This is a genomic window from Paenibacillus protaetiae (assembly GCF_004135365.1).
In the GTDB taxonomy this organism is placed as follows: Bacteria; Bacillota; Bacilli; order Paenibacillales; family Paenibacillaceae; genus Paenibacillus_AP; species Paenibacillus_AP protaetiae.
This window is the reverse complement of record NZ_CP035492.1, coordinates 2,359,089-2,381,106: the sequence shown is the minus strand read 5'-3', so window position 1 is coordinate 2,381,106 and position 22,018 is coordinate 2,359,089. Positions and strand designations below refer to the sequence as shown.

Here is a 22,018-nt window from a genome sequence, read left to right as displayed (position 1 = left end):
GTTTTTATTTTGGATTTTTCCGCGCTGCTTGCTCATAATTTGAACGGAATGTGTTACAAAATACGGCTGTGCCCCGTCTTATAGATGTCAACGTTAAGCCCGGGGCAAGCGTTACGGCAATGATTATAAGGGAGGCAAAGGACATGGACAATTACGATCCGGCGCCGGATTTGTTTAAAGATATATTCCACAAGTATTATCCGTCCGTCCTTCGGAAGCTGGCAGCGCTGCTGCGCGACGAAGCAGCAGCCGAGGATTTGGCACAGGAGGTATTCCTGAAGCTGTACAAATACCCGCCGTCGCGGCCGGAAGCCGTTGGGGCATGGCTGCACCGGGTGCTTACAAGAAGCGCCTATGACTATCTGGATGGAAAAAACCGCGAGCGCCAGCTTGTGCAGAAGCAGGAGCGGCAACTGATGACGGAGCCGCAGTCTTCCCAGTCCGGCGAGCATGCTGCTATCAAGCAGGACGAAGAGCAGCAGGTACACAGCTGGCTGAGCTCGCTGCCGGAGAGGGACAGGGAGATGCTGCTGCTCCGTTATTCCGGGTACAGTTACTCCGAAATCGCGCAGGAGCTGCAGGTTCAGCAGCCCCAGGTAGGGATGCTGCTGAAACGGGCAGGCGAGCGGTTAAGGAAACAAGCTTATAAGAACGAAAGCCAATGGTCGCATGAATAAGGAGGGGAAGCATATGGCAAATCAACCGGATGATTGGACGGAGCGGGAGCAGACAGGCTTGCCGTCTGCCGAAAAGGGAACAAGTGAAGCATGGGCAAAACTGCAGCTCAAACTGAATAGCGAGGAAGCTTCTCCGGTTTGGGCGGAGTGGAGCCGCCAAGGGATTACCGCACAGGATACGGAACTGCTTGCTGCCGGAGCAGCTCAGCTGCAAGGAGAGCTTTACGAACCGCATAAAGCGGCTTTCGCAAGCGCGGAGCAGCTTAAAACGATAAGATCTGCTTCAGCAAGCCGCCGCTGGCTGAATAAATACGGCGTAAAAACCGGCGTTGCCGCGGCTGCCGTACTCATTTGCGCGGTGATCGCAATCCCGTCCACAAACGATGCACTGGCATCCATTTTGGGCAAATTCAAAATGAATCAGGTGGCGGTCGTGCAGGAAGACGACTTTAACACCGTACTCCAAAGTTTTTTCGGATCGGATGAATCCGCGGAATCTGTGAACAAATACGGTGAATTCGAGCGTACGGTCAGCGGAGAAGCTTATCCGGAATTAACGGCCGCACAAGCTTACGAGCAATACGGCATCCGTGTGCCGGAGAAGCTGGAAACGCCGTTAGGAGAGCAGACCGAGCTTCGGATCCATGGACAGCAGGCTGAAGCGCTGACGTTCCGCTTGAATGTCGATGCGGTTAACACCGTCATGAAAAAACTCGGCGCAGCGAAACTGCTGCCCGCGTCTGTAGACGGCAAGCCGATTTCACTGCGGATCGGCAGCGGCGTTTATGCCGAATACCAGTTTGCGGAAGCGGCTGACGTGAACCACTATGTGGGCGTAAGCTACATGCCGGTTCCTGTGCTTGACATGGACCCGTCCATCGATGCGAAGGACGCATATGAAGCTTTAATCCGTTTTCCGGTCATGCCGGATAATCTGAAATCCGTGCTGATGAAGAGCACCCGGATATCGGAAGGCGAGCTGCCTTTGCCGCTTGTAGTAGGCGGACATGTGACCAAGACGGAATTGAAGGGCGCCGATGTCTATTTCGAGAACAATGACAGTTGGCGCGGCTGGAGCGCCACTTGGCTGGAGCGCGGTGTCATTAAGCAAGTGTCCATGTATGATGTGAAAACCCGCGAGGACGCCGAAACGATCGTGAAGGAATTGATTGGCGTATGAGCGATGCGATCGAAACGTTTAGCTTATCGAAAAATTACGGGAACGGGCGCGGCTGCCATGACGTCACGCTCCGTATTCCCGCCGGGGAAGCCTTTGGCTTCCTTGGCCCTAACGGGGCAGGCAAAAGTACGATTGTCAAAATGCTTGTCGGCTTGACGGCGCCGACGGACGGGCGTGCTTTATTGTTCGGGAAGCCTGCGGGATCCGTGGAAGCGAGGCGCCGCATCGGCTATTTGCCGGAGTTGTTCCGCTACCCCGGATGGCTGAGCGGAGAAGAAGCGCTCCGGTTTCATGCCAAACTATGCGGTCTTCGCGGCAGGGATGCGAAACGCCGCATCGACACGCTTCTGGATGAAGTCGGTATCGGGCACAGAGGCCGCGACCGCATTAAAGGCTACTCGAAAGGGATGCAGCAGCGGCTTGGCCTTGCCTGCGCGTTATTGTCCGACCCCGACATCGTTTTCCTCGATGAACCGGCTTCCGCGCTCGATCCCGTCGGCCGCCACGAAGTGCGCGAGCTGCTGCAGCGTTTGCGCCGGGAAGGGAAAACAATATTCCTGAACTCGCATTTGCTGGAGGACGTGGAGCAGTTGTGCGATCATGTCGCGCTGCTGAATAACGGGCGCATATTGGCGGATGGCCGTGTATCGGATGTTCTCCGGGCATCTGCGTCGCGCTGGCGCTTCCGGGTGGGCGGAATGGCTCCGGAACTTCTTGACTGGCTTCGGGAGGCATTCGCCGCCCCGGTTCATACGGTACCCTGGAAGGAAGGCGAAACGCCGGCCTGGGGAGAGCTATGGCTGGAGGCGGAGCTGGAGGATGACGAACAAGTCGGGTACTTCAACCGCCTGATTATGGAGCAGGGCGTAACGCTGTACGAATCGCACAAAGTAAAATCAAGCCTCGACGAATGGTTTCTGCAGGCGGTATCGGGTTTGGAACACAGGGGGGAGAACCGGTGATTGCCGTTTGGATGCTGACATGGAAGGAACTGATCCGCAAAAGAGTCACTTTAATGACCTTGCTGATGACGGTCATATTTTGGATTGCTTATTATTTCATTGCGCAAAGCGCGGGCAGCGCGCCGGCAGGTACGGCAAGCACGCTTGCGAACATAAACGATTTGCTGCGCGGTTTTGAGAACAGCGCAGTTTTGTTGTGGATCGGCTTTTTTTTCGGCTCGTTTGCGACAGGCTTTCTGGCGATCTTCAGCTCGGTTTCCGCTGTCAGCGGTGAAGCGGAGCACGGCGTGCTGCAGTCCGTATTGGCCAGGCCGATTCCGCGTACGCGCTGGTACTTGGGAAGATGGCTCGGGTTTGTAACATACGGGCTGCTGTACACGCTTATGCTGTTTGTGTCGATTATCGCCATTGTTCATGAAGCGACAGGCCTTCGGCCGGATTGGTCCGCCATGTGCGCGGGATTTGCGTTTTTTACAACCCCGGTGCTGCTGATGGTGACGCTGACGATGCTTGTTTCCTGCTGGCTTGCGCCGTTAGGCAACGGTATTGCCATGGTGATGCTGTTTGGCATGGGCTGGCTTGGCACGATGCTGGACCGGGTCATCCAGTCGGGCATGTTCGATACGGAGGAGGCGGCTCAAACTTCCAAGACGCTGGAGACGGTCTCGGGCCTGATCCGGCTTCTCATTCCGACCGATGCGCTGCAGCAGCGGATGCTGGCGGAGCTGCTTTCCGTCAAGGAGCTTGCCGGTACGTTTGACGCTGCATCTTCTTTAGGGTATTTCTCGATCGTAAGCCCGCCTTCGAACGCGTTTATTTATTATTCGGTTTGTTATTTATTATTTTTTTTGGCTGCGGGCTTGTTCGTCATCCGCCGGAAAGATTTCTGAATTTGTCGGGAATAGAAGAACAGGTTTCGAAGCTGATCCGGCTTCGCAGCCGCTTATGGCGCTACTTACGCCGTTTGCGGAAGAGAATGCCGGATTTTTTAGCGTTCGGCGTTTTTAAGGGAGCCGCTGACAAGCAGGTAAACATGCAAATTTGGTATTGCAGGAGCAATCTTCCATTGTTACAATGAAATCGAATAATTTTACTAAAAATATGAACTAAACATGGTGATTACAATCGCAACGATTAAAGACATTGCCCGGCTTGCCGGTGTTTCGCCAGCGGCGGTTTCGCGCGTATTAAACAATGACCGGGGCATCTCCATAGCTGAAGAGACAAGGGAGCGAATATTTGCAGCGGCCGAGCAGCTTGAATATAAGCTTCCGAGGCTTAAGCGGATGAAGCGGGATACAGAGCTGTCGCGCAAGCAAGTGGGCATGCTGCTCTGCGCTACGCTTGATATGGAAGAGGGAGATCCTTATTTCCGTTCGATCCGCAAAGGGATTGAAGCGCATTGCGCAGAGCTGGGCATTTCCATCGCCGCTTCAATCCGGATGGGAAGCGGACTGGAGAAGCAGCCGCTGCATCATTTGGACGGCCTTATTGCGGTAGGTTTTATACCCGATCAAGATGTGCTGGCTGTATTTAACCGGACCGGCAGCCTGGTGCTGATTGACCGGGCGGAACCAATCGGCAGCAGCGATACGGTTAATTTGAATTTTGCCCGCGCAGTGAAGGATGTGCTGGACCATTTCACAGAGCTTGGACATAAGCGGATTGCTTATATCGGCGGGGAGAAGCGGAGGAAGCGCAAGGGCGGTTTGCACCCGGCACACGCCCGGCTTTGTACCAGGCTTATATGGAGCGGTTAGGCCGGTTTGAGCCGGAGCTGCTGCAGACCGGCGATTGGGGGCCGGATGGCGGGTACCGATTAATGCAGCGTTTGCTGCAGCAAGCTAATCCGCCAACCGCTTGTTTTGCCGGCAGCGATCCGATGGCTATTGGCGCGCTTCGCGCCTTGCATGAAGCAGGAGTGCCGGTGCCGGATGGGATGGCGCTGGCCGGCTTCGACGATATCGAGCTGGCGGCTTTTGCCCAGCCGTCTCTGACAACGGTCAAAGTATACGCGGAGCAGCTGGGACGGACTGCCGTGCAGCTGCTGGCCGAACGGCTTGAAGGACGGGAGGCCGCTATGCATGTCATGCTTGATCCCGTGCTGGTCGTCCGGGAGAGCAGCGGCGCTCCGTCGAAAAGCGCCGACGGCCGGCAATAGTCCGGTTACAGCAGTTGAAGCCTTCCCGGCCGGCTAGATCTGCGATAACTGAAGCCACACTTGGCTAACATGGTGGAGGAGGTTTGCTGTTTATGCCGATTCATGCGGACGAAGTTTCGAGATGTTTTCATCTGCAGGCAAAGGATACGAGTTATGTCATTCAAGTAATTGGGGCCGGATACCTGGCGCATGTTTATTGGGGCCGCAAAATCCGCGGCAATCCGGCGGAGCGTCTGCTTGAGCTGAAGGCGCGGGCGTCTTTCTCGCCGACGACCGATGCCAGCTGCCCGGCTATATCGCTGGATACGCTGCCGCAAGAATTCCCGGGCTACGGAAGCTCGGATTTCCGCTCTCCCGCATTCGAGGTATCTTTGCCGGATGGAACAAGCGTAGCGGAGCTGTTGTATGATTCCTACCGGATTCTAAACGGCAAACCGGCTTTGGACGGGCTTCCCGCCGTTTATGCCGAATCGGATGACGAAGCGCAGACGCTGGAGCTGACGCTGAAAGACGCTGCCGCCGGCTTGACAGTCAAGTTGTTGTATACCGTGTTTGAGCATAATAACGCCATTACCCGTTCCGCGCGTATGGTGAACGATGGAACGGCGCCGCTTCGTCTGAACCGTGCGCTGAGCATGAGCCTTGATCTGGCGCATGACCGTTATCGCATGCTGCAGTTGTCCGGCGCTTGGGCGCGCGAGCGTTACGTGCATACACGCAAGCTGGCGCCAGGCATGCAGTCGGTGGAAAGCCGGCGCGGCTCAAGCAGCCATATGCAAAATCCGTTTATTGCGCTGCTCGGCGAGACGGCAACGGAAGATGCCGGCGACGTCTATGGCGTCAGCCTGGTGTACAGCGGCAGCTTTATTGCCGGCGTCGAGGTGGATCAATTCCATGCTTCGCGCCTGTTTATCGGCATCAATCCATTTGACTTCAGCTGGCTGCTGGAACCGGGTGAACAGTTCCAAACGCCGGAGGCGGTGCTTGTCTATTCGACGGACGGGCTTGGCGGCATGTCGCGTACCTATCATGACCTGTATCGCACACGCCTTGCAAGAGGCGTGTACCGCGACCGTGAGCGCCCGGTTCTGATCAATAACTGGGAAGCGACGTATTTTGGCTTTAATGCCGATAAAATCGAGCAAATCGCCGCGGCGGGCCAAGCGCTAGGCATCGAGCTGTTTGTATTGGACGATGGGTGGTTCGGCGAGCGGAACGATGATACCACTTCGCTTGGCGACTGGTACGTAGACCGTCATAAGCTTCCGGACGGGCTGGAAGATCTCGCCGCCCGCGTCAACAAGCTTGGGATGAAATTTGGCCTTTGGTTCGAGCCGGAGATGGTGTCGCCGGACAGCGAATTGTACCGCACCCACCCGGACTGGTGCCTGCATGTGCCGGACCGCCGCCGGACGGCTGCCCGCCAGCAGCTGGTGCTGGATCTGTCGCGGCCCGATGTGCAGGCATATATCATTGATGCTGTAAGCTCGATACTGCAAAATGCGCCGATTTCGTATGTGAAATGGGATATGAACCGCAATATGACGGAAATCGGTTCCGCCCTGCTGCCGGCCGAGCGCCAGCGGGAGACGGCCCATCGCTATATGCTTGGCTTATATCATGTGCTGGAGCATATGACTTCCGCTTTCCCGGAGGTGCTGTTTGAAAGCTGCTCGGGCGGCGGCGGCCGGTTTGACCCCGGCATGTTGTATTACATGCCGCAGACATGGACGAGCGACAATACGGATGCGATTTCACGCCTGCAAATCCAATACGGCACAAGTTTAGTTTACCCGGCCAGCAGTATGGGCGCCCACGTATCGGCCGTTCCGAACCACCAGGTGAACCGGATAACGCCGCTGGAGACGCGCGGCAACGTCGCGTTGTCCGGCAACTTCGGCTACGAGCTCGATTTGACGGCATTTACGGAAGAAGAGAAAGAGACGGTCAGAGGCCAGATCGCATTGTACAAGGAGATTCGCCGTCTCGTGCAATTCGGCGATTTTTACCGTCTGCTTAGCCCGTTTGAGGGCAATAGTACAGCATGGATGTTTGTAGCGAAAGACCGGAGCGAGGCGTTTGTGATGTATGCCGCCGTGCTTCAGGAGCCTAATCCGCCGCTTGACCGGTTCCGCTTGAAAGGGCTTGACCCGGCTAGAGATTACAAGCTGGAGCAGAACGGCCTCATTTACGGAGGGGATGAGCTCATGTACGCAGGGCTTCCGGTTCCGGGTTTTTACGGAGATTTCCAAAGTTCCGTGTACCGTTTCCGGGCAGTGGAATGAGTTTGGCGCTGTGAACGCTCCGGAAGGCGGAACCTTCACGGCGCAAACGGCATTAACGAAACCAAAAACGGCTTTGGCTGCCGGAACTGCATGTCCTGTCTCGTAGACAGGAATCAGTCCTCTAACAGCCAAAGCCGTTTTTTTTCGGTTGGATCGCATTTATACGCGCCTTTCGAGGAAATCGCCGGCCGGCGGCGAAATAGTTATTTCATAAATCCGTGCAACATCCAAGGAGGAATAACGATGAGCGATATGCTGGTGCCGTTGTACAAGCTGCCGGAATACAAGGCGCTGCCGGATACGCTGCAAGAACAATCCATAGAAATTAGAAGGGCGATCGCTCCGGAGAAACATAAGGTTCTCCGATGGGTGCGCCAGCATTTTAATGAAGGATGGGCGGATGAATGCGAAACCGCTTTTGCCCGGGTGCCGGTCAGTATTTATTTGGCGATCGAAAAAGGCGAACTGATCGGCTTTGGCTGCTATGACGCCACATGCCGCGGTTTTTTTGGCCCTACCGGCGTCAGTGAGCAGGCGCGCGGCAAGGGAGCGGGCAAAGCGTTGCTTCTCGCATGCCTCAGCGCGATGCGCAATGACGGGTATGGCTACGCGATCATCGGAGGTGCCGGCCCGGTTGATTTCTATAAGAAAGCCGCCGGTGCGATCGAAATTCCGGATTCCGTGCCGGGCATATACAAAGGGATGCTGTAGCTTATGCCTGTTCGGGCGCTGCGCTTTCCGCCGCCGCCGCGGCTTCGGCCGCTTCAGCAGCTTCGGCCGCTGCCGAAGCTTCAGCCGCTGCCGCCGCCGAGCGGCGTTTCTTGCGGAGCCGTGCGCGGATAAACAGGAAGAGTACTACAAGCGGCACGCCGATCGCCAGCAGATAGACGGATACATGTTCTACCATATCCTCTGCCGCACGGCCGTATAAGTAAAATAATGTTCCCACGAGATAAAATTTTGCCGCGCGGCCGACAGCCGCATACAGCATCAGCCGCCAGAGCGGAAATTTCAGCGCGCCGGATAAAATCGTAAACACTTTAAAAGGAATCGGCGTAAACGATCCGATCAGAATGGCGGCTTCCCCGTTTTTTTGGAACATGCGGGTCGCAGAATCGACCCAGCTTTTTTTCAGCCATTTATACAATACTTTGTTGCCGAGCACCGACCCAATCGTATAGCCGATCGGGGTGCCGATCAGGCAGCCGATATAACCAACCGTAGCGAGCACAAGCGCGTTAGACGGATTGACCAGACTGAGAGGGATTTGCAGGAACAAAGCGGGGATCGGAAATATAATAGCGTCTATCATCGCATGAAAAAACAGCCCCCAAGGGCCAAACTTCATGAGAAAATCGAGAAAGTCTTGAAACATTTGTGCAGGCCACACCTTCCTTGGTCAAAAGACCTATTTCTATTATACGTGAAGTTTCCGGATCCTGATTCATAAATTGTGAACAGTTGTACACATTTGAAAACGGAAAAAAACCCGCCTCGTACAGCGAAAGGCGGGTTATCTCTCGGTTAGGCCGTGCATGAATGAAACGGTCACCATGTGCGGAGATCGTTATTTTTCAAGTCGATAACGGACTGATCGCCAAGAAAATATTGCCCGGCCCCTTTTTGCACACCGGTCCCGGACAAATAGACACGGTCGCCGATAATGCTGTCCGCGGCGTGCAGATGGGATAGTTTCACCTGGTCCATAATGATGCTGTTTTCGATTTTGCAATGGTTAATAACGGAGCCGGAGCCGATGCATGCGTAAGGACCGATGACGCTTTGATAGATTTTGGCTGAAGGATGAATATATACAGGAGGAATGATCCGCACATCGGTACGGCCCAGCCATTCTGCGCTGGTTACCGGTGCCGGAGCGGCATTCATTTGATAACGGTTGGCTTCCAGCCAGCCGTTGAACGTGCCGACGTCAAAAAATGGATCTGTTAAAATATGGTACGTCAAGCGGCCGCCTTGATTCATCATCGCTTGCAGCGCATCGGTAATTTCGTATTCGCCTCTTGCCGAAGGCACCAGCTGGTCAATCGCATCCCAGATTGCGTCTTGGAACAAATACGCGCCTACAATGGCCAGATTGGACGCCGGCTGCTTCGGTTTCTCCTCCAGCTGAACAATTTGGTCACCTTCGATCGTTGCGATGCCGTATTGGCTCGGATCAGCTACAGGCGCAAGCAGAATGGTGGCTGCGGCAGCTTCCGTTTGAAAGACGTTTACAAACGGCAGCAAATCCCCTTGGATCAGATTGTCTCCCAGCATAAGCAAAAAAGGCTCCTCTTGAATGAAGCTGTAGCCGCTTTTGACGGCATCGGCAATGCCAAGAGCGGACGTCTGCCTAATATAAGTGACTGTGACGCCCCATTGTTCTCCGCGGCCAATGACGGCACGGATTGTATCAAACGTGGCTTCATTCACGACAATTCCGATATGCTCCACGCCCAGGCCGGCCATTTTTTTTATAATTAACACCAGGATAGGTTCGCCATTGATGGGGACCAGGCATTTTGGCCTTGTATACGTAAACGGCTGAAGCCGGGTCCCTTTGCCTGCACATAAGATTAAGCCTTTCATAATAACCTCCAATAAAATACAACTGCTGCCGAAAATTTGCCGGGCAAGGCTTATGCTTTTTGCGCAATAACCTCGTTAAAATATTGAATGTATTGGTCCGCAGTTGAATTTTGATTGAAATTGTGGACTACATATTCGCGTAACTGCGCCGGGGCATGCCGCAAGTGGACATTTGCCACTTTCCGCTCCATCTCTTTGAGCGAATGGCAGACGAAATCCGGCAGCCCGTTCAACACTTCGGCAGCAGCGCCCCGGTTTAAGGCCAGAACAGGAGTGCCGCACGCTAAGGCCTCAATCATTACGAGCCCGAACGGCTCGCGCCATTGGATGGGAAACAGCAGACAGCGGGCGTTGCTCAGCAAATCTTGGCGCTGCTGGGCGCCAACCGGGCCGACATACGTGATTTTGTTTTTTCGCAGCCGGGGTTTAATTCGGGTATTAAAGTAACCGGCATTGTGAATGGGACCTGCAATAATAAGCTGGCTGTTCGTTTTTTCCGCAATATCGATGGCTTCGCTGACGCCTTTTTCGGGTACAATCCGGCCCATAAACAGCAAATAATTTTGTTTCTGCGTACGGAAATCATAGTGCTCCGGAACAAGGCCGTTGTGGATGTAGATCCCGTTTCCGCCGCCAATGGACATGAGCGCGTCGCGGCTCACATATACCGGATGGCTGGCGCTTGTTTGGCGCGGAATATGGCGGGTGCTGATGACGGGGATATCCAGCTCCAAGGACGAGACTGCGGATTCAAACGTATGATCGTGAATAATATCGACATCCGGCGGGAGCGTATGCTCGACAAACCGGCGGATCTCCGCATCTCCGAATCCGTCAAACGGATAGCTGAATAGCGTTCCGCTGCTTCTGCTGCCGCCCCGCCCGTATAAAAAAACGTCATGGCCTCTTTTCGCGTATTGCTCGCTAAGCTCGTAAACGACGCGTTCGGTTCCCCCGTCCTTTGGAGGGGGCAATATCGTTGTATTTGGGGCGACGACCACAATTCTCACCGCTCGTTTTCCTCCCGCCCGAACATTTGATTAAACTGCGCATTGCTGTACTCAAAAGGGTTAGCAGGCTGATCCGGCAGCGACCGGAAGTTCAGCCGGATATCCAGTGCGATTTTTTCTTTATTGGTATAGCGGTCGTAACTCCACTCGACATGCTTTAAATAGCCATGCAGGTCTTGTTTCTTTACATTGGCGGCGTACCGGTCCCGCAAGCGGAGGAATGCTTCGTGCTGTTTGCCGGGAAGCAACTTTAAATAATAATCCATTTGGTTGTTTTCGTTGCCGAAGTTGACCAGCCGCAGCGGGTTTGCCGCCAGCTGAACGCTTTGATCGTCCGCGTGCGTAATTCGCCTCGACGGTTCGTGGAAATTCCAGAAAGCAAGCTGATAGCCGGGATGCTTCAATATGGCTGCGTTAAAAAACACATTGGCAAAGTTAAGCCATTTTTGGTCAAAAAAATCGCTGGCGTACGGATCGCGGATATCGCGGTTTAACTTGTCGGACCACCAGTCCAGAAAATGTTTGGATTCATCGGTTCGCTTCAAAGCGATAAAACCGGCGAAAAAAGTGCCGTCGTTCAGCAGCATTAATTCACGCTCGTAGTCATCCGTGGCGTGTACGTCTACGAGATGGGGAATGAGTACGATCGGGCGGGACTCCAGCAGCTCCATCACTTCGGGAAGCGGTCCGAAAAACTGCGTATAGCAGTCTGCGAAGACAAGAATGTCCGCTTGTTCATCCGTATGAATCAAATGCTGAAGCAGCTGGGCTTTGATCGTATTGAGGCTCATCGTTGATGTCATTTTAAAGATGAAGCGGTTGAAGTCAGGGATAGGCAATTGTTTGGCAAGAAGGACGGTGTCAATCCAGGGAGAATGCGTAAGCATATCCGGGATTTCTTCTTCAATAAGCGCAAGCACGATTTTGGCGTGCGGATAGTGCTGCTTAGCCGAGCGCGCCATCTCCAATACATAAGGAACGGTTGCGAATGTGGCTGTGGAGCAAATAATCATTGGAATCCCCCTTTAGCCGCCAGTTTTACCGTTCGGGACCGCCGGGCGCGGCCGTTTATTTGGATGTTTAGCGCCAAGCGGAGGGACAGATTGAGGTTCAGCCGGATAAGGATTTGCGGATGCGCTTGCCGGACCCGTTGCTGCTGCGGAATAAACAGCGTTGGTTTCGTCAAAAAGTTGTTTACAGGCTTATGCGGCGCATGGGAGCGGCTTTTTTTGACGGGCCGCTTCACTTTCCTAAGGCGCTGTTTCGATATCCTCTTTTTCGATCGTCTAGCTTTCCGCTTCGCTCTCCGGACCGGTCTCCGTTTACGCGGTGCCGTACGGAGCGCCGCTTCGTCATCGTCATGCTCTTCATGCGGATAATTTGCAAAAAAAGCATTGCTTAATAAAAACGGATTCGGATATTTTTGTTCCAAATATAAATTGTTGCGGTAGACAAGCCTCGATTCTCGAAGGATCATCTCTCCGCTTGTGAAGAAACGGTAGCTCCATGGGATCAGCCCCGTGTTGCGCCGTCCGACCCGGTCAAGCTTGGCCGCATAACTTTGGATGAGCTCGGACAGTACCGGATGTTCTCCCCGGAAGGACTCGTCTTCAATCTGTTTTTCTAATTCGCTTATGCTATGGTGATGCAAAATGTACAACGGTTCGCCGTTGGACAAATATTGCCCGCTGTCCGAGCGGGTAATCTTTCTTTCGCCGAAATTCCAGCCGGCCACATTGTAGCCCGGATGTCTAATGATTTCGGTATGGTCAAAAAAAGACGGGACGAGGTTCAGCCATTTCTGCTCTGCGAATAATGTATCGTTATCGCCGAAATAAGCATGCCTCTCCAGTCTTTTCAGCCACCATTTAATGAAGCTTAACCCTTCTTCATTTCGGGAGACGCCAACAAAACCGGCATTAAACACGCCGTACTTGAAGTCGTCATATTCCGAGCCTCTGTATATATGCTGCGGCGTGAGGATTACGGAGCTTTGCTTAAAACGATGGTCAAGATCATAAAGCGGTGCAAGAACCTCCATGTCGCTGTCTAAAAACAGCACCTGGTCCTCGTCTTTATATTTGTTCATAACGTAATCAAGCAGAGGCGCCTTTGCAAAGCAGCAGGCTTCCCAAGTGTCGTATTTAAAGATGAGCTGATCGAAATTTCCGCTCCAGGTATCTTTAGCCAGCACCACTTCATCAAAACAAGGGAATTCAGGTATATCCGGATCAAGCGCCCGCTCAACAAGGCTGACAACAAACTTGGCTTCCGGATGATGCAGCTTCACCGACTGTGCCAGAACTTTAGCCCGAGCCAGATGGCTGTTCGTTACCGCCGTTCCGATTAACAAATGGCTTCTCTCCTTTCTTCATCATTCCGAATCATCATATGCAAAAGACTATAAAACTTGTAGGCAAAGCGAGGAAGGGTGAAAGCACATTTATGCTGGCCGGGCGCGGCATTCGGGGAAAAAGGGGGAATGCTGATAACAATATGAATCTGCTGGAATATGCTGATAGAGAAGTTTTACTAGTTTTATAGAAAGCGAAGTGAGTTTAAGATGGCAAGCAGCGGTGAGTTTCAGGTCATTACTTCAGGAGATTTGTTCCCTACGGCATCCGTACCTTTTGCAACCTCCAACATTGTCGGGGCCAATATTACATTCTCCAACCTTGCACCAACCAACATTGTATTGGCGCCAGGGAGATATTTGGTGAATTATTCCGTGTCGGCATGGAATATGAAGCCATTTAACGGCGTTTCCCAATGTAAAATGATGTTGTTTCTGAACGGGCTGTTTCTTTCGGAAAGCTTTGCAGGCGGCCCGGAAGTTAATGGGGCTTCTCATGCTTCGGGCAACTGCATCTTCAGCGTAACCGTGCCGAACAGCATTCTTCAGCTTCGTGTCGACCAGCTTGGCGGGATCGTCGGGCCTTTCTCGGACATCTCCTTAAGCGTCTCGGAAATTACGCCGTAACCTCAGTACGGCAGAACCCCCTCAATAAAAAAAAAGCGCCCCTTGCAAAAGCCGGGTCCAGCCGTTTACGGGCTGGAGGGCTGGCAGGGGCGTTTTTTTGTGTATAATTCGGATTGAAACTTTTTAATCGTCCAAGCCATTGCCAGTCCGCATAAATGTCCAAGTCCCTTCATACACATGTACAAGTTGGAAAAACAATGTACAAGAGGGGATGATTATTCATGCGTCGCTTTACATGGACAGCGGTAATTCTGCTATGTTTCTCACTCTTATTGTCCGCATGCGGAACGAAGGACGCCGAGTCCGTGGTTAAGGAACTGGACAAGGTTGTCAACAACATGCAAAGCTACCAAGCGAGCGGTACGATGACGCTTCACACCGGCACGCAGCCGCTCACCTACAATGTGGAGGTTTCGTATTTGAAACCGACGAACTACCGCATTAAAATTACGAATGCCGAGAAAGACATCTCGCAGATCGTGCTTCGTAACGATGAAGGCGTATTTGTGTTGACACCGCGTCTGAACAAAGTGTTCCGTTTCCAAAGCGACTGGCCGCAAAACCAAGGGCAAGTATACTTGTACCAAACGCTGGCGCAAAGCATTCTGGTTGACAACTCCCGCCAGTTTACGGTGGATGAGAAAAAGGATGCCTATGTGTTTGACGTGATGGCCAACTATAACACCGGTTCCTTCGCCCGTCAAAAAATTTGGCTGAACAAATCGGACTTCCATCCTGTTCATGTAGAAGTCAGCGATACCAATGCCGCGGTGATGGTTGAAGTGAACTTCGATAAATTTGATTTTGGCGTCAATTTTGACAAAAGCGCATTTGATACGGAAGCCAATATGAAATCCTCGGCTTCGCCGGATTCCGGATCGGATCAGCCAACTACGGTGGCGCCGGCCGGCAGCGACAATGCGCAAGGCGATCCTTCGGCAGCGGCGAACGGGGATGCTTCGAAAGACAACGGCAAAGATACGAAAGCGGATAATGGCAAGTCTGACGGCAAGGATTCGGACGGTCAATCCGCAGCTGGCGAAACATCGGCAGATGCCGGCAATGCGGCAGCGAATGTGCTGCAGCCGTTTGAACCGTCTTATACACCGGCAGGCGTTGAGCAAAATGAAGGCATGCTCGATATTGTGTATGGCGACAATCCGGGTGTCATGACCCGCTATACAGGATCCTATCATTACACGCTGATTCAAACGGAACCTGCGGACGTAGCTGTATCGGCTGTCACGGGTATCCCGGTTGACCTTGGATTTACGCTGGGCGAACTGAGCGGAACAGAGCAGCAGACGTTAACCTGGACGTATGAAGGCAACTTGTTCCGTCTGACAAGCGAAGATTTGCCGGAGACGGAAATGATCAAAATCGCTCAATCCGTTCAAGGCGAATTGGGTAAATAACAAAAAAACAGGACAATGCCCATAAGCTTCCAGCTTTTGAAAGCGGCCATTTCATTGACAGCCCATGCTGCAACGTATAACATTAATCTATTCATGTTTGCAGATCGGGATTGAACCGGCTTCCGCAATAAGGAGAAGGTGAAGCAAGTGGAACGGCATTATCGCCCAACAAGAGCTGAAATATCGCTGGATGCGCTCAGACATAATCTGAGCGCATTTCGCGCCGCGTTGCCCGAAGGAATGTTTATTCTTGCTTCGGTGAAAGCAAATGCGTATGGTCATGGATCCGTGGAAATTGCCAAGGAAGCAGAAGCGTTTGGCATTGATTATTTTGGGGTCGCTTTTTTGGACGAAGCGCTGCAATTAAGGAATGCCGGCGTCCGCAAGCCGATCCTTGTCCTTGGTTTTGTGCCGGCCGAAGGGCTGCTGCTCGCGCGCGAGCATAACATTACGATTGCGTTGTACCGGAATGATATATTGGACGCAATAGCGGCGCTTCCGCCGGACGCCGAAGGCAAAAGGCTGAAGGCGCATATCAAAATCGATTCCGGCATGGGCCGGCTTGGCTTGCTTGGCGTCGAGGAAGCTTCCGTATTTATCGAGCGGGCTATGCAGGTGCCCGGTCTTGAAGTGGAAGGCTTGTTCACTCACTACGCGCGGGCGGACGAAGCCGACAAAAGCTATACCGAGCTGCAATACCGCCGGTTTAGCGAAGTAGCGGATTATGTGAAACGGCATCAGCTGCCGATTCCGCTTATTCATGCCGCAAACAGCGCGGCGGGAATGGAAACGCCGGAGTTTGCATATAGCATGGTTCGCCTTGGCATCGCCATGTACGGCTTATACCCGTCAGCTGAGGTTGGCCGGGAGACGATCCAGCTTGAGCCGGTCATGTCGCTGAAGACAGAGGTTGTCCATGTCAAGGATGCGCCGGAAGGCTGGGGGATCAGCTATGGCACCCGTTATTTTACGCAAGGCACGGAACGGATCGGCACCCTTCCTGTGGGGTATGCGGACGGCTACAGCCGTATGCTTACCGGTAAAGCGCAGGTGCTGATCCGCGGCGTAAAGGCGCCGGTTCTCGGCGCGATTTGCATGGATCAGTGTATGGTCGCGCTCGATAAAGCCGGCGGAGATGATCCGGTGCGTAACGGGGAAGAGGTCGTGCTGATCGGGCGGCAGGGCGATTCCGTTATTACGGCGGATGATATTGCAGACCAACTGGGCACGATTAATTACGAGGTGACCTGCATGATCAGCGCGCGCGTGCCGCGCGTATACCGCAAGAATGGCCAGATTGTTGCTGTCGACAATCCGATTGTTCGACAGCAATAGCTGCTGCCTATTTTTAACAGCGGCTTTTTTTGCGAGGCATAGAGGATTTCCCCGATTTACAACGAAATGATGAGTACAGGCTATTTCCGCTTTCGACAGGACCTGCTTTCAGGAAGCGGATGGCGATACAGCATAATTGATATACGCTCCACATAGATATGTTGGAGTATAGAGGCAGCTTAATTAAGTCATAATGATACCATGAGGTTGGAAAAGTTTTGGAGGTGCTTGTTCGGTGGCCAATATACAGAATACCAAGCGAATTATGATTAGCTTACCGGATCAATTGCTGGAAGAGGTAGACGGAATTGTCGCAAAAGAGAATTCCAACCGCAGCGAATTTATTCGTCAAGCTATGAAATTATACTTGGTTGAACGCAAAAAACGTCAAATCCGTGAATCGATGCAAAGAGGGTATCTGGAAATGGCCAAGATTAATTTGAACATGGCTTCGGAAGCATTTCAAGCGGAGGAAGAGGCCGATCATACACTCGGCCGTCTTGTAAGCGGGGTGTAGATCTTGATCGTTAAACGCGGCGATGTTTTTTTTGCTGATTTGTCCCCGGTTGTTGGATCGGAGCAAGGAGGCGTCAGACCTGTATTGGTCATCCAGAACGACATCGGCAACCGTTTCAGCCCGACCGTTATTGTAGCGGCAATCACCGCACAAATTCAGAAAGCCAAACTTCCGACCCACGTGGAGATGGATGCGGCGACACATGGCTTCGACAGAGATTCTGTTGTTCTGTTAGAACAAATTCGTACGATTGATAAGCAGCGCTTAACCGATAAAATTACGCATCTCGACGATGAGTCGATGCGTAAAGTGGATGACGCCTTGCAAATCAGCGTTGGATTAATTGATTTTTAATTATGGCGCTTCCTGTTTCGGATTGCGCATACGCAAAGAATGCTTTAGCCCCCGGCAAGGGAGCCAAAGCATTCTTTTTTTATACAGATCAGATAAACGGAACGATATGCTGATCCTGCCTTGAGCCGGTCGGCTCAGCTGCCAAGCGCGTGTTCCCCTGTTTCTCCGGTCCGGATGCGGATAACTTCAGATATCTCCGAAACGAAAATTTTGCCGTCCCCGATCGATCCGGTCCGTGCAGCTTCAATAATGGCTTCGACAGCCTGATCGTACAATCCGTCGCTAATAATCGTCTCGATTTTGTTTTTTACTATAAAATCGGTTTGATATTCCACGCCCCGGTATAACGTCCGGGTTCCTTTTTGCGTTCCTTGCCCCCGCACATCGCTGATGGTCATGCCGGTCACGCCAATGGCCTGCAGGGCGGCTGTAACGCTGCTCACTCTCTCCGGCCGGACGATAATCGTCAAATGTTTCATCGTTGTTATACCCCCGTTATTTCAGGCTTGATTTTGGCAATGGCCGAATGGGTCTCTTCCGGCTGAGCACGGAGCAGCCCGCTGCTTGCCGCTTCAAAAGTGTTATACGCATTTTCGCCATGAAGGCTGAGATCAAGGCCGGTCAGCTCATGCTCGGCGCTTACGCGAAGCGGAACGAACAACCCGATTACCTTCAAAATAACGAAAGTGCCGACGGCTGCCAAGCCTACTGCAACAAGCACGTCGATGATTTGAATAACGACCTGCTCCGGGTTGCCGTGAAGGAGGCCGTCGGCGCCGGCCGCATTTACTTTCGTGCTGGAGAAAATGCCCGTCGCAATCGCCCCCCAGATACCGCCGATGCCGTGGATGCCAAATACATCAAGCGAATCGTCGTACTGCAGCTTAGCTTTGACGGCATGAAGTCCCCAATAGCAGATTACGCTTGCCAGTGCTCCGATCGGAATAGACGACAGAACGGATACGAAGCCGGCTGCCGGCGTAATAGCAACGAGTCCGGCAATAACGCCCGTTACAGCGCCAACCAGCGTCGGTTTGCCGCGAAGTTTCCATTCCATTGCCATCCATACGACACCGCCGGCTGCGGCGGCAACCTGTGTTGTGACGACTGCTAAGCTGGCCAGACTGCCTGATGCTAATGCGCTGCCGGCATTAAAACCAAACCAGCCGAACCAGAGGCACATCCCGCCGATCATAAAGAAGATCAGATTATGCGGAGGTGTCGTTTGATGCGGATATGTACGGCGCTTGCCGACAACGAGGGCGGCGACGAGTGCACTCACGCCGGAAAGAATGTGGACGACGGTACCGCCGGCAAAGTCCAGTCCGCCCAGTTTGGACAGCCAGCCGCCGCCCCACGCCCAATAAGCCATAGGCGCATAGACGAGAGACACCCATAAGACGGTGAAGGGGATCCAGGCTGAGAAGCGAATCCGTTCAGCAACGCCTCCGGAAATGAGCGCCGTCGTAATCGAAGCAAACATGCCCTGGTACACGGCGAACAGCAGGTGTGGGATCGTTAAGCCGTCTTTGGCTTCTACCCCGACATGATGGAACCCTGCGAAGTCGAACCCGCCAAACACGCCGCCAACGCCGGGGCCAAACGCAAAGCTGTAGCCCCACAGCACCCAGACTAAGGTAACGATCACAAATGCGCTTAAGCTGTGCATGACGGTGGACAAGATGTTCCGCTGGCTGACCATGCCGCCGTAGAACAAAGCAAGTCCGGGCATGAACATAAACATGACGAGCACGGTAGAGACCAGCAGCCAGGTCGTGTCGCCGGTATCTACCGCTGCCACGGCGGTATCGCCGTCGGCTAGCGCAGAGAAGGGGAGCACCGTTAAGCCCAAAGCAAGAAGAGATGCAACCGATAAATAACGTTTTACAGCTGATAATTTCGTTCGCATGCGTTCACTCTCCTGTTTAATTGTTAGATTTCTTGACATAATTATGGCTTATATTAGAAATCCAACAAATGCTTCCATCCCACTATTCGAGATTTCTCCTATTTTCGCTCGTGAAAATGACTCAGATCATTCCCGAATAACGGAAAAATGTACAATAACTTTCTCATTTTCTCGTTATTCGGGAAAATTGCATTTTGATCCCCAAAAATACGCCCTATCATATGTCATATAATCTAACACTAAAACAAAGTGAGGGAACGATAATGACACACCTGATTACGCTTGCCAATCACCCGCTGGAGCCGCTGTCCAAAGAAGAGATAACCGCAGCTGTACATATTTTGAAAGAGCAAAAGAAACTAACCGGAGCGGATCGTTTCGTATCTGTATCATTGAAAGAGCCTAAAAAAGAAACGGTCGTCGGGTTTGACGGGACGCAGCCATTTGAACGGGAAGCGTTCATCATTATTTTGAACAACAAAGAGAATGCAACTTATGAAGCCGTTGTTTCCTTGAATAAACAGCAGGTTGTCTCATGGGAGCATATTCCGGGCGTTCAGCCGACCATTATGCTTGATGAGCAGTCGGAATGTGAAACGGCTGTCCGCCAAAGCCCGCTGTTTATTGAAGCGCTGGAGCGTCTCGGCATCGAAACGCCGGAGCTTGTTATGGTCGATTTATGGTCGCCGGGCAACTGGGGGACGGAAGAAGATCAGGAACGGCGGCTGGCTCGTCCGCTCTGCTTTTTGCGCAGCGATGAAAAAGATAACGGCTACGCGCGTCCGCTGCCTCTCGTTCCGATTGTTGATTTGAACTCGATGGAAGTGCTGCGTGTGGAAGAATATGAATATACCAAGCTTCCAACCAAATCGTTTAACTATACGCCGGATCGTGTCGGTGAACTGCGCACCGGCATTAAACCAGTGGAGATTACACAGCCGGAAGGGCCGAGCTTTACGGTAAATGGACATGAAGTGGAATGGCAGAACTGGAAGTTCCGCATCGGCTTCAATTCCCGCGAAGGATTGACGCTGCATACCATTTCCTATTTGGATGAGGGCCGCGAACGCCCGATTATGTACCGCGCCGCTTTGTCCGAGATGGTTGTGCCGTATGGCGACCCGGGTCCGATTCAAAACCGGAAAAATGCGTTTGACAGCGGCGAATACGGAATTGGCCAGCTGGCTAACAGCCTGGAGCTTGGCTGTGATTGCGTAGGTTATATCCGTTATTTTGACGGCGTTATGACCGACAGCAAAGGCGACTTGTTTGTCATTAAAAATGCGATCTGCATGCATGAAGAAGATTTTGGCATTTTATGGAAGCATACAGACTGGCGCACCAACGAAGTGGAGGTAAGGCGTTCCCGCAGACTTGTTATCTCCTCTATTTCGACGGTAGCCAACTATGAGTATGGGTTTTTCTGGTATTTGTACCAAGATGGCAATATTCAATTTGAAGTAAAGTTGACCGGAATCTTGTCGACGGCAGGGCTTCATCCAGGCGAAACGCCAAAATACGGAAACCTGGTAGGGCCGGATTTGTATGCGCCTAATCATCAGCATTTCTTTAACGTCCGCATGGACATGCAAATCGACGGCAACGACAATTCCGTCTATGAAGTGAACGTTGTATCCGAGGAGACGGGCGAAGACAATCCGAGGGAAAACGCGTTTTACGCCAAATCGACGCTGCTGGAAAGCGAGCTTCAGGCGAGACGCGACATTAAGCTGGAGACGGCGCGGTATTGGAAATTTGTGAACGATAATGTCAAAAACGAACTAGGCCAATCGGTTGGCTATAAAATCGTTACCGGCGAAAACTGTTTCCCGTTTGCTTCGGACAATTCGAGCCTCCTGAAACGCGCCGGATTCATTAAACATCATCTGTGGGTCACGCCGTATAACGAAGATGAACTGTACGCATCCGGCAAATATCCGAATCAGCATAAGGGCGGCGATGGCTTGTCCGCATGGGCCGAACAGGACCGGAATATTAAAAATACCGATGTGGTCGTTTGGTATACGATGGGCCATACACATGTACCGCGTCCGGAAGATTGGCCGGTCATGCCGGCAGCGTATATCGGCTTCATGCTGAAGCCGGTCAGCTTCTTTAACCAAAGCCCGGCCATCAATTTGCCTCCGCAGCCGAAAAAGAACAGCTGCAGCAGCAGCGTAAAACCGGCTGACAGCTGCCATTAATCGCCCAGCTTGAAGCGAAGGAGTTGTTCGCCATGTCATTATTCAAAGTTCGCCATATGGGCATGGAAACGAAATATTCAGTTTTGTCGCTGCTGTCATTGTCAGGAGTTGTGGCGCTGCATCTCCTTCACTGGCTGGCAGCGCCGGCCCTAATGGAGAGCATGACGGGAATGGAAATGCATGCTCATCATCAGCATGGCGGAGCGGAGCCGGGGAGCTCCCTGCTGCAAAGCACATTAATGATGCTGCTGTTTATCGTGAATGTAATCAGCGTTTATTTTGCAGTAAGGCAGCTTGTTGCCGCTTATCGGCAGAAAGGCGGATACAGCCTGCATAAGCTTGCATGCTCCGGAAGCTCCGTGCTGGTGCTTGCGATGACCGTTTATTTGATGTTTAAGATGTAACCTTCGGGGCTGATGTCTTTTGGCATCAGCTTTTCT

Annotated in this window: 22 protein-coding genes; 15 read left to right on the top strand and 7 right to left on the bottom strand. The window is 52.6% G+C overall.

What is annotated here, in order from left to right:
* Positions 1–143 precede the first annotated feature (143 nt).
* From ET464_RS11090 to ET464_RS11055, 8 genes are all read left to right on the top strand, one after another.
* On the top strand, positions 144–677 hold the full coding sequence (locus ET464_RS11090; RefSeq protein WP_129440863.1) for a sigma-70 family RNA polymerase sigma factor: 534 nt from the start codon (positions 144–146) through the stop codon (positions 675–677).
* A gap of 13 nt (positions 678–690) precedes the next feature.
* Positions 691–1,857: a hypothetical protein gene (locus ET464_RS11085; RefSeq protein ID WP_129440861.1), complete on the top strand. Its 1,167-nt coding sequence runs from the start codon at positions 691–693 to the stop codon at positions 1,855–1,857.
* Positions 1,854–2,819, top strand: a complete 966-nt coding sequence (locus ET464_RS11080; protein WP_129440859.1) for an ABC transporter ATP-binding protein — start codon at positions 1,854–1,856, stop codon at positions 2,817–2,819. The genes ET464_RS11085 and ET464_RS11080 overlap by 4 nt, the downstream gene beginning before the upstream one ends.
* On the top strand, positions 2,816–3,709 hold the full coding sequence (locus tag ET464_RS11075) for an ABC transporter permease (RefSeq protein ID WP_165279976.1): 894 nt from the start codon (positions 2,816–2,818) through the stop codon (positions 3,707–3,709). Before ET464_RS11080 ends, ET464_RS11075 begins: the two co-directional genes overlap by 4 nt.
* Positions 3,710–3,931: 222 nt before the next feature.
* Positions 3,932–4,579 (top strand): LacI family DNA-binding transcriptional regulator, encoded by a 648-nt coding sequence (locus ET464_RS11070; RefSeq protein WP_129440855.1) that lies wholly within the window; start codon positions 3,932–3,934, stop codon positions 4,577–4,579.
* Positions 4,567–4,980 carry a substrate-binding domain-containing protein gene (locus ET464_RS11065; protein WP_129440853.1) on the top strand — a complete coding sequence of 138 codons (414 nt, stop codon included), beginning with the start codon at positions 4,567–4,569 and terminating at the stop codon, positions 4,978–4,980. The genes ET464_RS11070 and ET464_RS11065 overlap by 13 nt, the downstream gene beginning before the upstream one ends.
* Positions 4,981–5,072: 92 nt before the next feature.
* Positions 5,073–7,265 carry an alpha-galactosidase gene (locus tag ET464_RS11060; RefSeq protein WP_129440851.1) on the top strand — a complete coding sequence of 731 codons (2,193 nt, stop codon included), beginning with the start codon at positions 5,073–5,075 and terminating at the stop codon, positions 7,263–7,265.
* A 243-nt stretch (positions 7,266–7,508) separates the two neighbouring features.
* A complete protein-coding gene (locus ET464_RS11055) occupies positions 7,509–7,976 on the top strand; it encodes a GNAT family N-acetyltransferase (protein WP_129440849.1) in 468 nt (155 codons plus the stop codon).
* Between the two features lies 1 nt (position 7,977).
* On the opposite strand, the gene ET464_RS11050 is transcribed toward ET464_RS11055, so the two are convergent.
* The 5 genes from ET464_RS11050 to ET464_RS11030 all read right to left on the bottom strand — a co-directional run bounded on the left by ET464_RS11050 (position 7,978) and on the right by ET464_RS11030 (position 13,217).
* Positions 7,978–8,640, bottom strand: coding sequence for a YqaA family protein (locus ET464_RS11050; RefSeq protein ID WP_129440847.1), 663 nt, complete (start codon positions 8,638–8,640; stop codon positions 7,978–7,980).
* A gap of 173 nt (positions 8,641–8,813) precedes the next feature.
* Positions 8,814–9,854, bottom strand: a complete 1,041-nt coding sequence (locus tag ET464_RS11045) for a sugar phosphate nucleotidyltransferase (protein ID WP_129440845.1) — start codon at positions 9,852–9,854, stop codon at positions 8,814–8,816.
* Between the two features lie 50 nt (positions 9,855–9,904).
* Positions 9,905–10,864 (bottom strand): glycosyltransferase family 4 protein, encoded by a 960-nt coding sequence (locus ET464_RS11040; protein WP_129440843.1) that lies wholly within the window; start codon positions 10,862–10,864, stop codon positions 9,905–9,907.
* Positions 10,861–11,877, bottom strand: coding sequence for a hypothetical protein (locus ET464_RS11035; RefSeq protein WP_129440841.1), 1,017 nt, complete (start codon positions 11,875–11,877; stop codon positions 10,861–10,863). Before ET464_RS11035 ends, ET464_RS11040 begins: the two co-directional genes overlap by 4 nt.
* The gene (locus tag ET464_RS11030) at positions 11,874–13,217 is read right to left on the bottom strand and encodes a hypothetical protein (RefSeq protein WP_129440839.1); all 1,344 of its coding nucleotides are present in this window, start codon (positions 13,215–13,217) and stop codon (positions 11,874–11,876) included. The genes ET464_RS11035 and ET464_RS11030 overlap by 4 nt, the downstream gene beginning before the upstream one ends.
* Before the next feature lie 210 nt (positions 13,218–13,427).
* Here ET464_RS11030 and ET464_RS11025 point away from each other — a divergent pair, with 210 nt between their 5' ends.
* The 5 genes from ET464_RS11025 to ET464_RS11005 all read left to right on the top strand — a co-directional run bounded on the left by ET464_RS11025 (position 13,428) and on the right by ET464_RS11005 (position 17,465).
* Entirely contained in the window at positions 13,428–13,844 is a 417-nt protein-coding gene (locus ET464_RS11025) for a hypothetical protein (protein ID WP_129440837.1), read from the top strand.
* 305 nt (positions 13,845–14,149) lie between these two features.
* Positions 14,150–15,259 carry an outer membrane lipoprotein-sorting protein gene (locus tag ET464_RS11020; protein WP_341869690.1) on the top strand — a complete coding sequence of 370 codons (1,110 nt, stop codon included), beginning with the start codon at positions 14,150–14,152 and terminating at the stop codon, positions 15,257–15,259.
* A gap of 147 nt (positions 15,260–15,406) precedes the next feature.
* A complete protein-coding gene (gene alr / locus ET464_RS11015; protein ID WP_129444296.1) occupies positions 15,407–16,594 on the top strand; it encodes an alanine racemase in 1,188 nt (395 codons plus the stop codon).
* Between the two features lie 235 nt (positions 16,595–16,829).
* The gene (locus ET464_RS11010) at positions 16,830–17,111 is read left to right on the top strand and encodes a CopG family ribbon-helix-helix protein (RefSeq protein WP_129440833.1); all 282 of its coding nucleotides are present in this window, start codon (positions 16,830–16,832) and stop codon (positions 17,109–17,111) included.
* 3 nt (positions 17,112–17,114) lie between these two features.
* Entirely contained in the window at positions 17,115–17,465 is a 351-nt protein-coding gene (locus tag ET464_RS11005) for a type II toxin-antitoxin system PemK/MazF family toxin (protein ID WP_129440831.1), read from the top strand.
* A gap of 134 nt (positions 17,466–17,599) precedes the next feature.
* On the opposite strand, the gene ET464_RS11000 is transcribed toward ET464_RS11005, so the two are convergent.
* Positions 17,600–17,944, bottom strand: a complete 345-nt coding sequence (locus ET464_RS11000; RefSeq protein WP_129440829.1) for a P-II family nitrogen regulator — start codon at positions 17,942–17,944, stop codon at positions 17,600–17,602.
* A gap of 5 nt (positions 17,945–17,949) precedes the next feature.
* The gene (locus tag ET464_RS10995) at positions 17,950–19,209 is read right to left on the bottom strand and encodes an ammonium transporter (protein ID WP_244226765.1); all 1,260 of its coding nucleotides are present in this window, start codon (positions 19,207–19,209) and stop codon (positions 17,950–17,952) included.
* A 428-nt stretch (positions 19,210–19,637) separates the two neighbouring features.
* On the opposite strand from ET464_RS10995, the gene ET464_RS10990 reads away from it, so the two are divergent.
* Both ET464_RS10990 and ET464_RS10985 read left to right on the top strand, forming a co-directional pair.
* Complete coding sequence (locus ET464_RS10990) at positions 19,638–21,578, top strand: primary-amine oxidase (protein ID WP_129440824.1); 1,941 nt, start codon at positions 19,638–19,640, stop codon at positions 21,576–21,578.
* Positions 21,579–21,610: 32 nt separating this feature from the next.
* Positions 21,611–21,982: a hypothetical protein gene (locus ET464_RS10985; protein ID WP_129440822.1), complete on the top strand. Its 372-nt coding sequence runs from the start codon at positions 21,611–21,613 to the stop codon at positions 21,980–21,982.
* Positions 21,983–22,018: the final 36 nt, after the last annotated feature.

Excerpts from the sequence above, each read along its gene's own strand:
- ET464_RS11090 (WP_129440863.1), top strand. The coding sequence starts at position 144 with ATGGACAATTACGATCCGGCGCCGGATTTGTTTAAAGATATATTCCAC.
- ET464_RS11085 (WP_129440861.1), top strand. The coding sequence starts at position 691 with ATGGCAAATCAACCGGATGATTGGACGGAGCGGGAGCAGACAGGCTTG.
- ET464_RS11080 (WP_129440859.1), top strand. The coding sequence starts at position 1,854 with ATGAGCGATGCGATCGAAACGTTTAGCTTATCGAAAAATTACGGGAAC.
- ET464_RS11070 (WP_129440855.1), top strand. The coding sequence starts at position 3,932 with ATGGTGATTACAATCGCAACGATTAAAGACATTGCCCGGCTTGCCGGT.
- ET464_RS11065 (WP_129440853.1), top strand. The coding sequence starts at position 4,567 with ATGGAGCGGTTAGGCCGGTTTGAGCCGGAGCTGCTGCAGACCGGCGAT.
- ET464_RS11060 (WP_129440851.1), top strand. The coding sequence starts at position 5,073 with ATGCCGATTCATGCGGACGAAGTTTCGAGATGTTTTCATCTGCAGGCA.
- ET464_RS11055 (WP_129440849.1), top strand. The coding sequence starts at position 7,509 with ATGAGCGATATGCTGGTGCCGTTGTACAAGCTGCCGGAATACAAGGCG.
- ET464_RS11050 (WP_129440847.1), bottom strand. The coding sequence starts at position 8,640 with ATGTTTCAAGACTTTCTCGATTTTCTCATGAAGTTTGGCCCTTGGGGG.
- ET464_RS11045 (WP_129440845.1), bottom strand. The coding sequence starts at position 9,854 with ATGAAAGGCTTAATCTTATGTGCAGGCAAAGGGACCCGGCTTCAGCCG.
- ET464_RS11035 (WP_129440841.1), bottom strand. The coding sequence starts at position 11,877 with ATGATTATTTGCTCCACAGCCACATTCGCAACCGTTCCTTATGTATTG.
- ET464_RS11025 (WP_129440837.1), top strand. The coding sequence starts at position 13,428 with ATGGCAAGCAGCGGTGAGTTTCAGGTCATTACTTCAGGAGATTTGTTC.
- ET464_RS11000 (WP_129440829.1), bottom strand. The coding sequence starts at position 17,944 with ATGAAACATTTGACGATTATCGTCCGGCCGGAGAGAGTGAGCAGCGTT.
- ET464_RS10995 (WP_244226765.1), bottom strand. The coding sequence starts at position 19,209 with ATGTTTATGTTCATGCCCGGACTTGCTTTGTTCTACGGCGGCATGGTC.
- ET464_RS10990 (WP_129440824.1), top strand. The coding sequence starts at position 19,638 with ATGACACACCTGATTACGCTTGCCAATCACCCGCTGGAGCCGCTGTCC.
- ET464_RS10985 (WP_129440822.1), top strand. The coding sequence starts at position 21,611 with ATGTCATTATTCAAAGTTCGCCATATGGGCATGGAAACGAAATATTCA.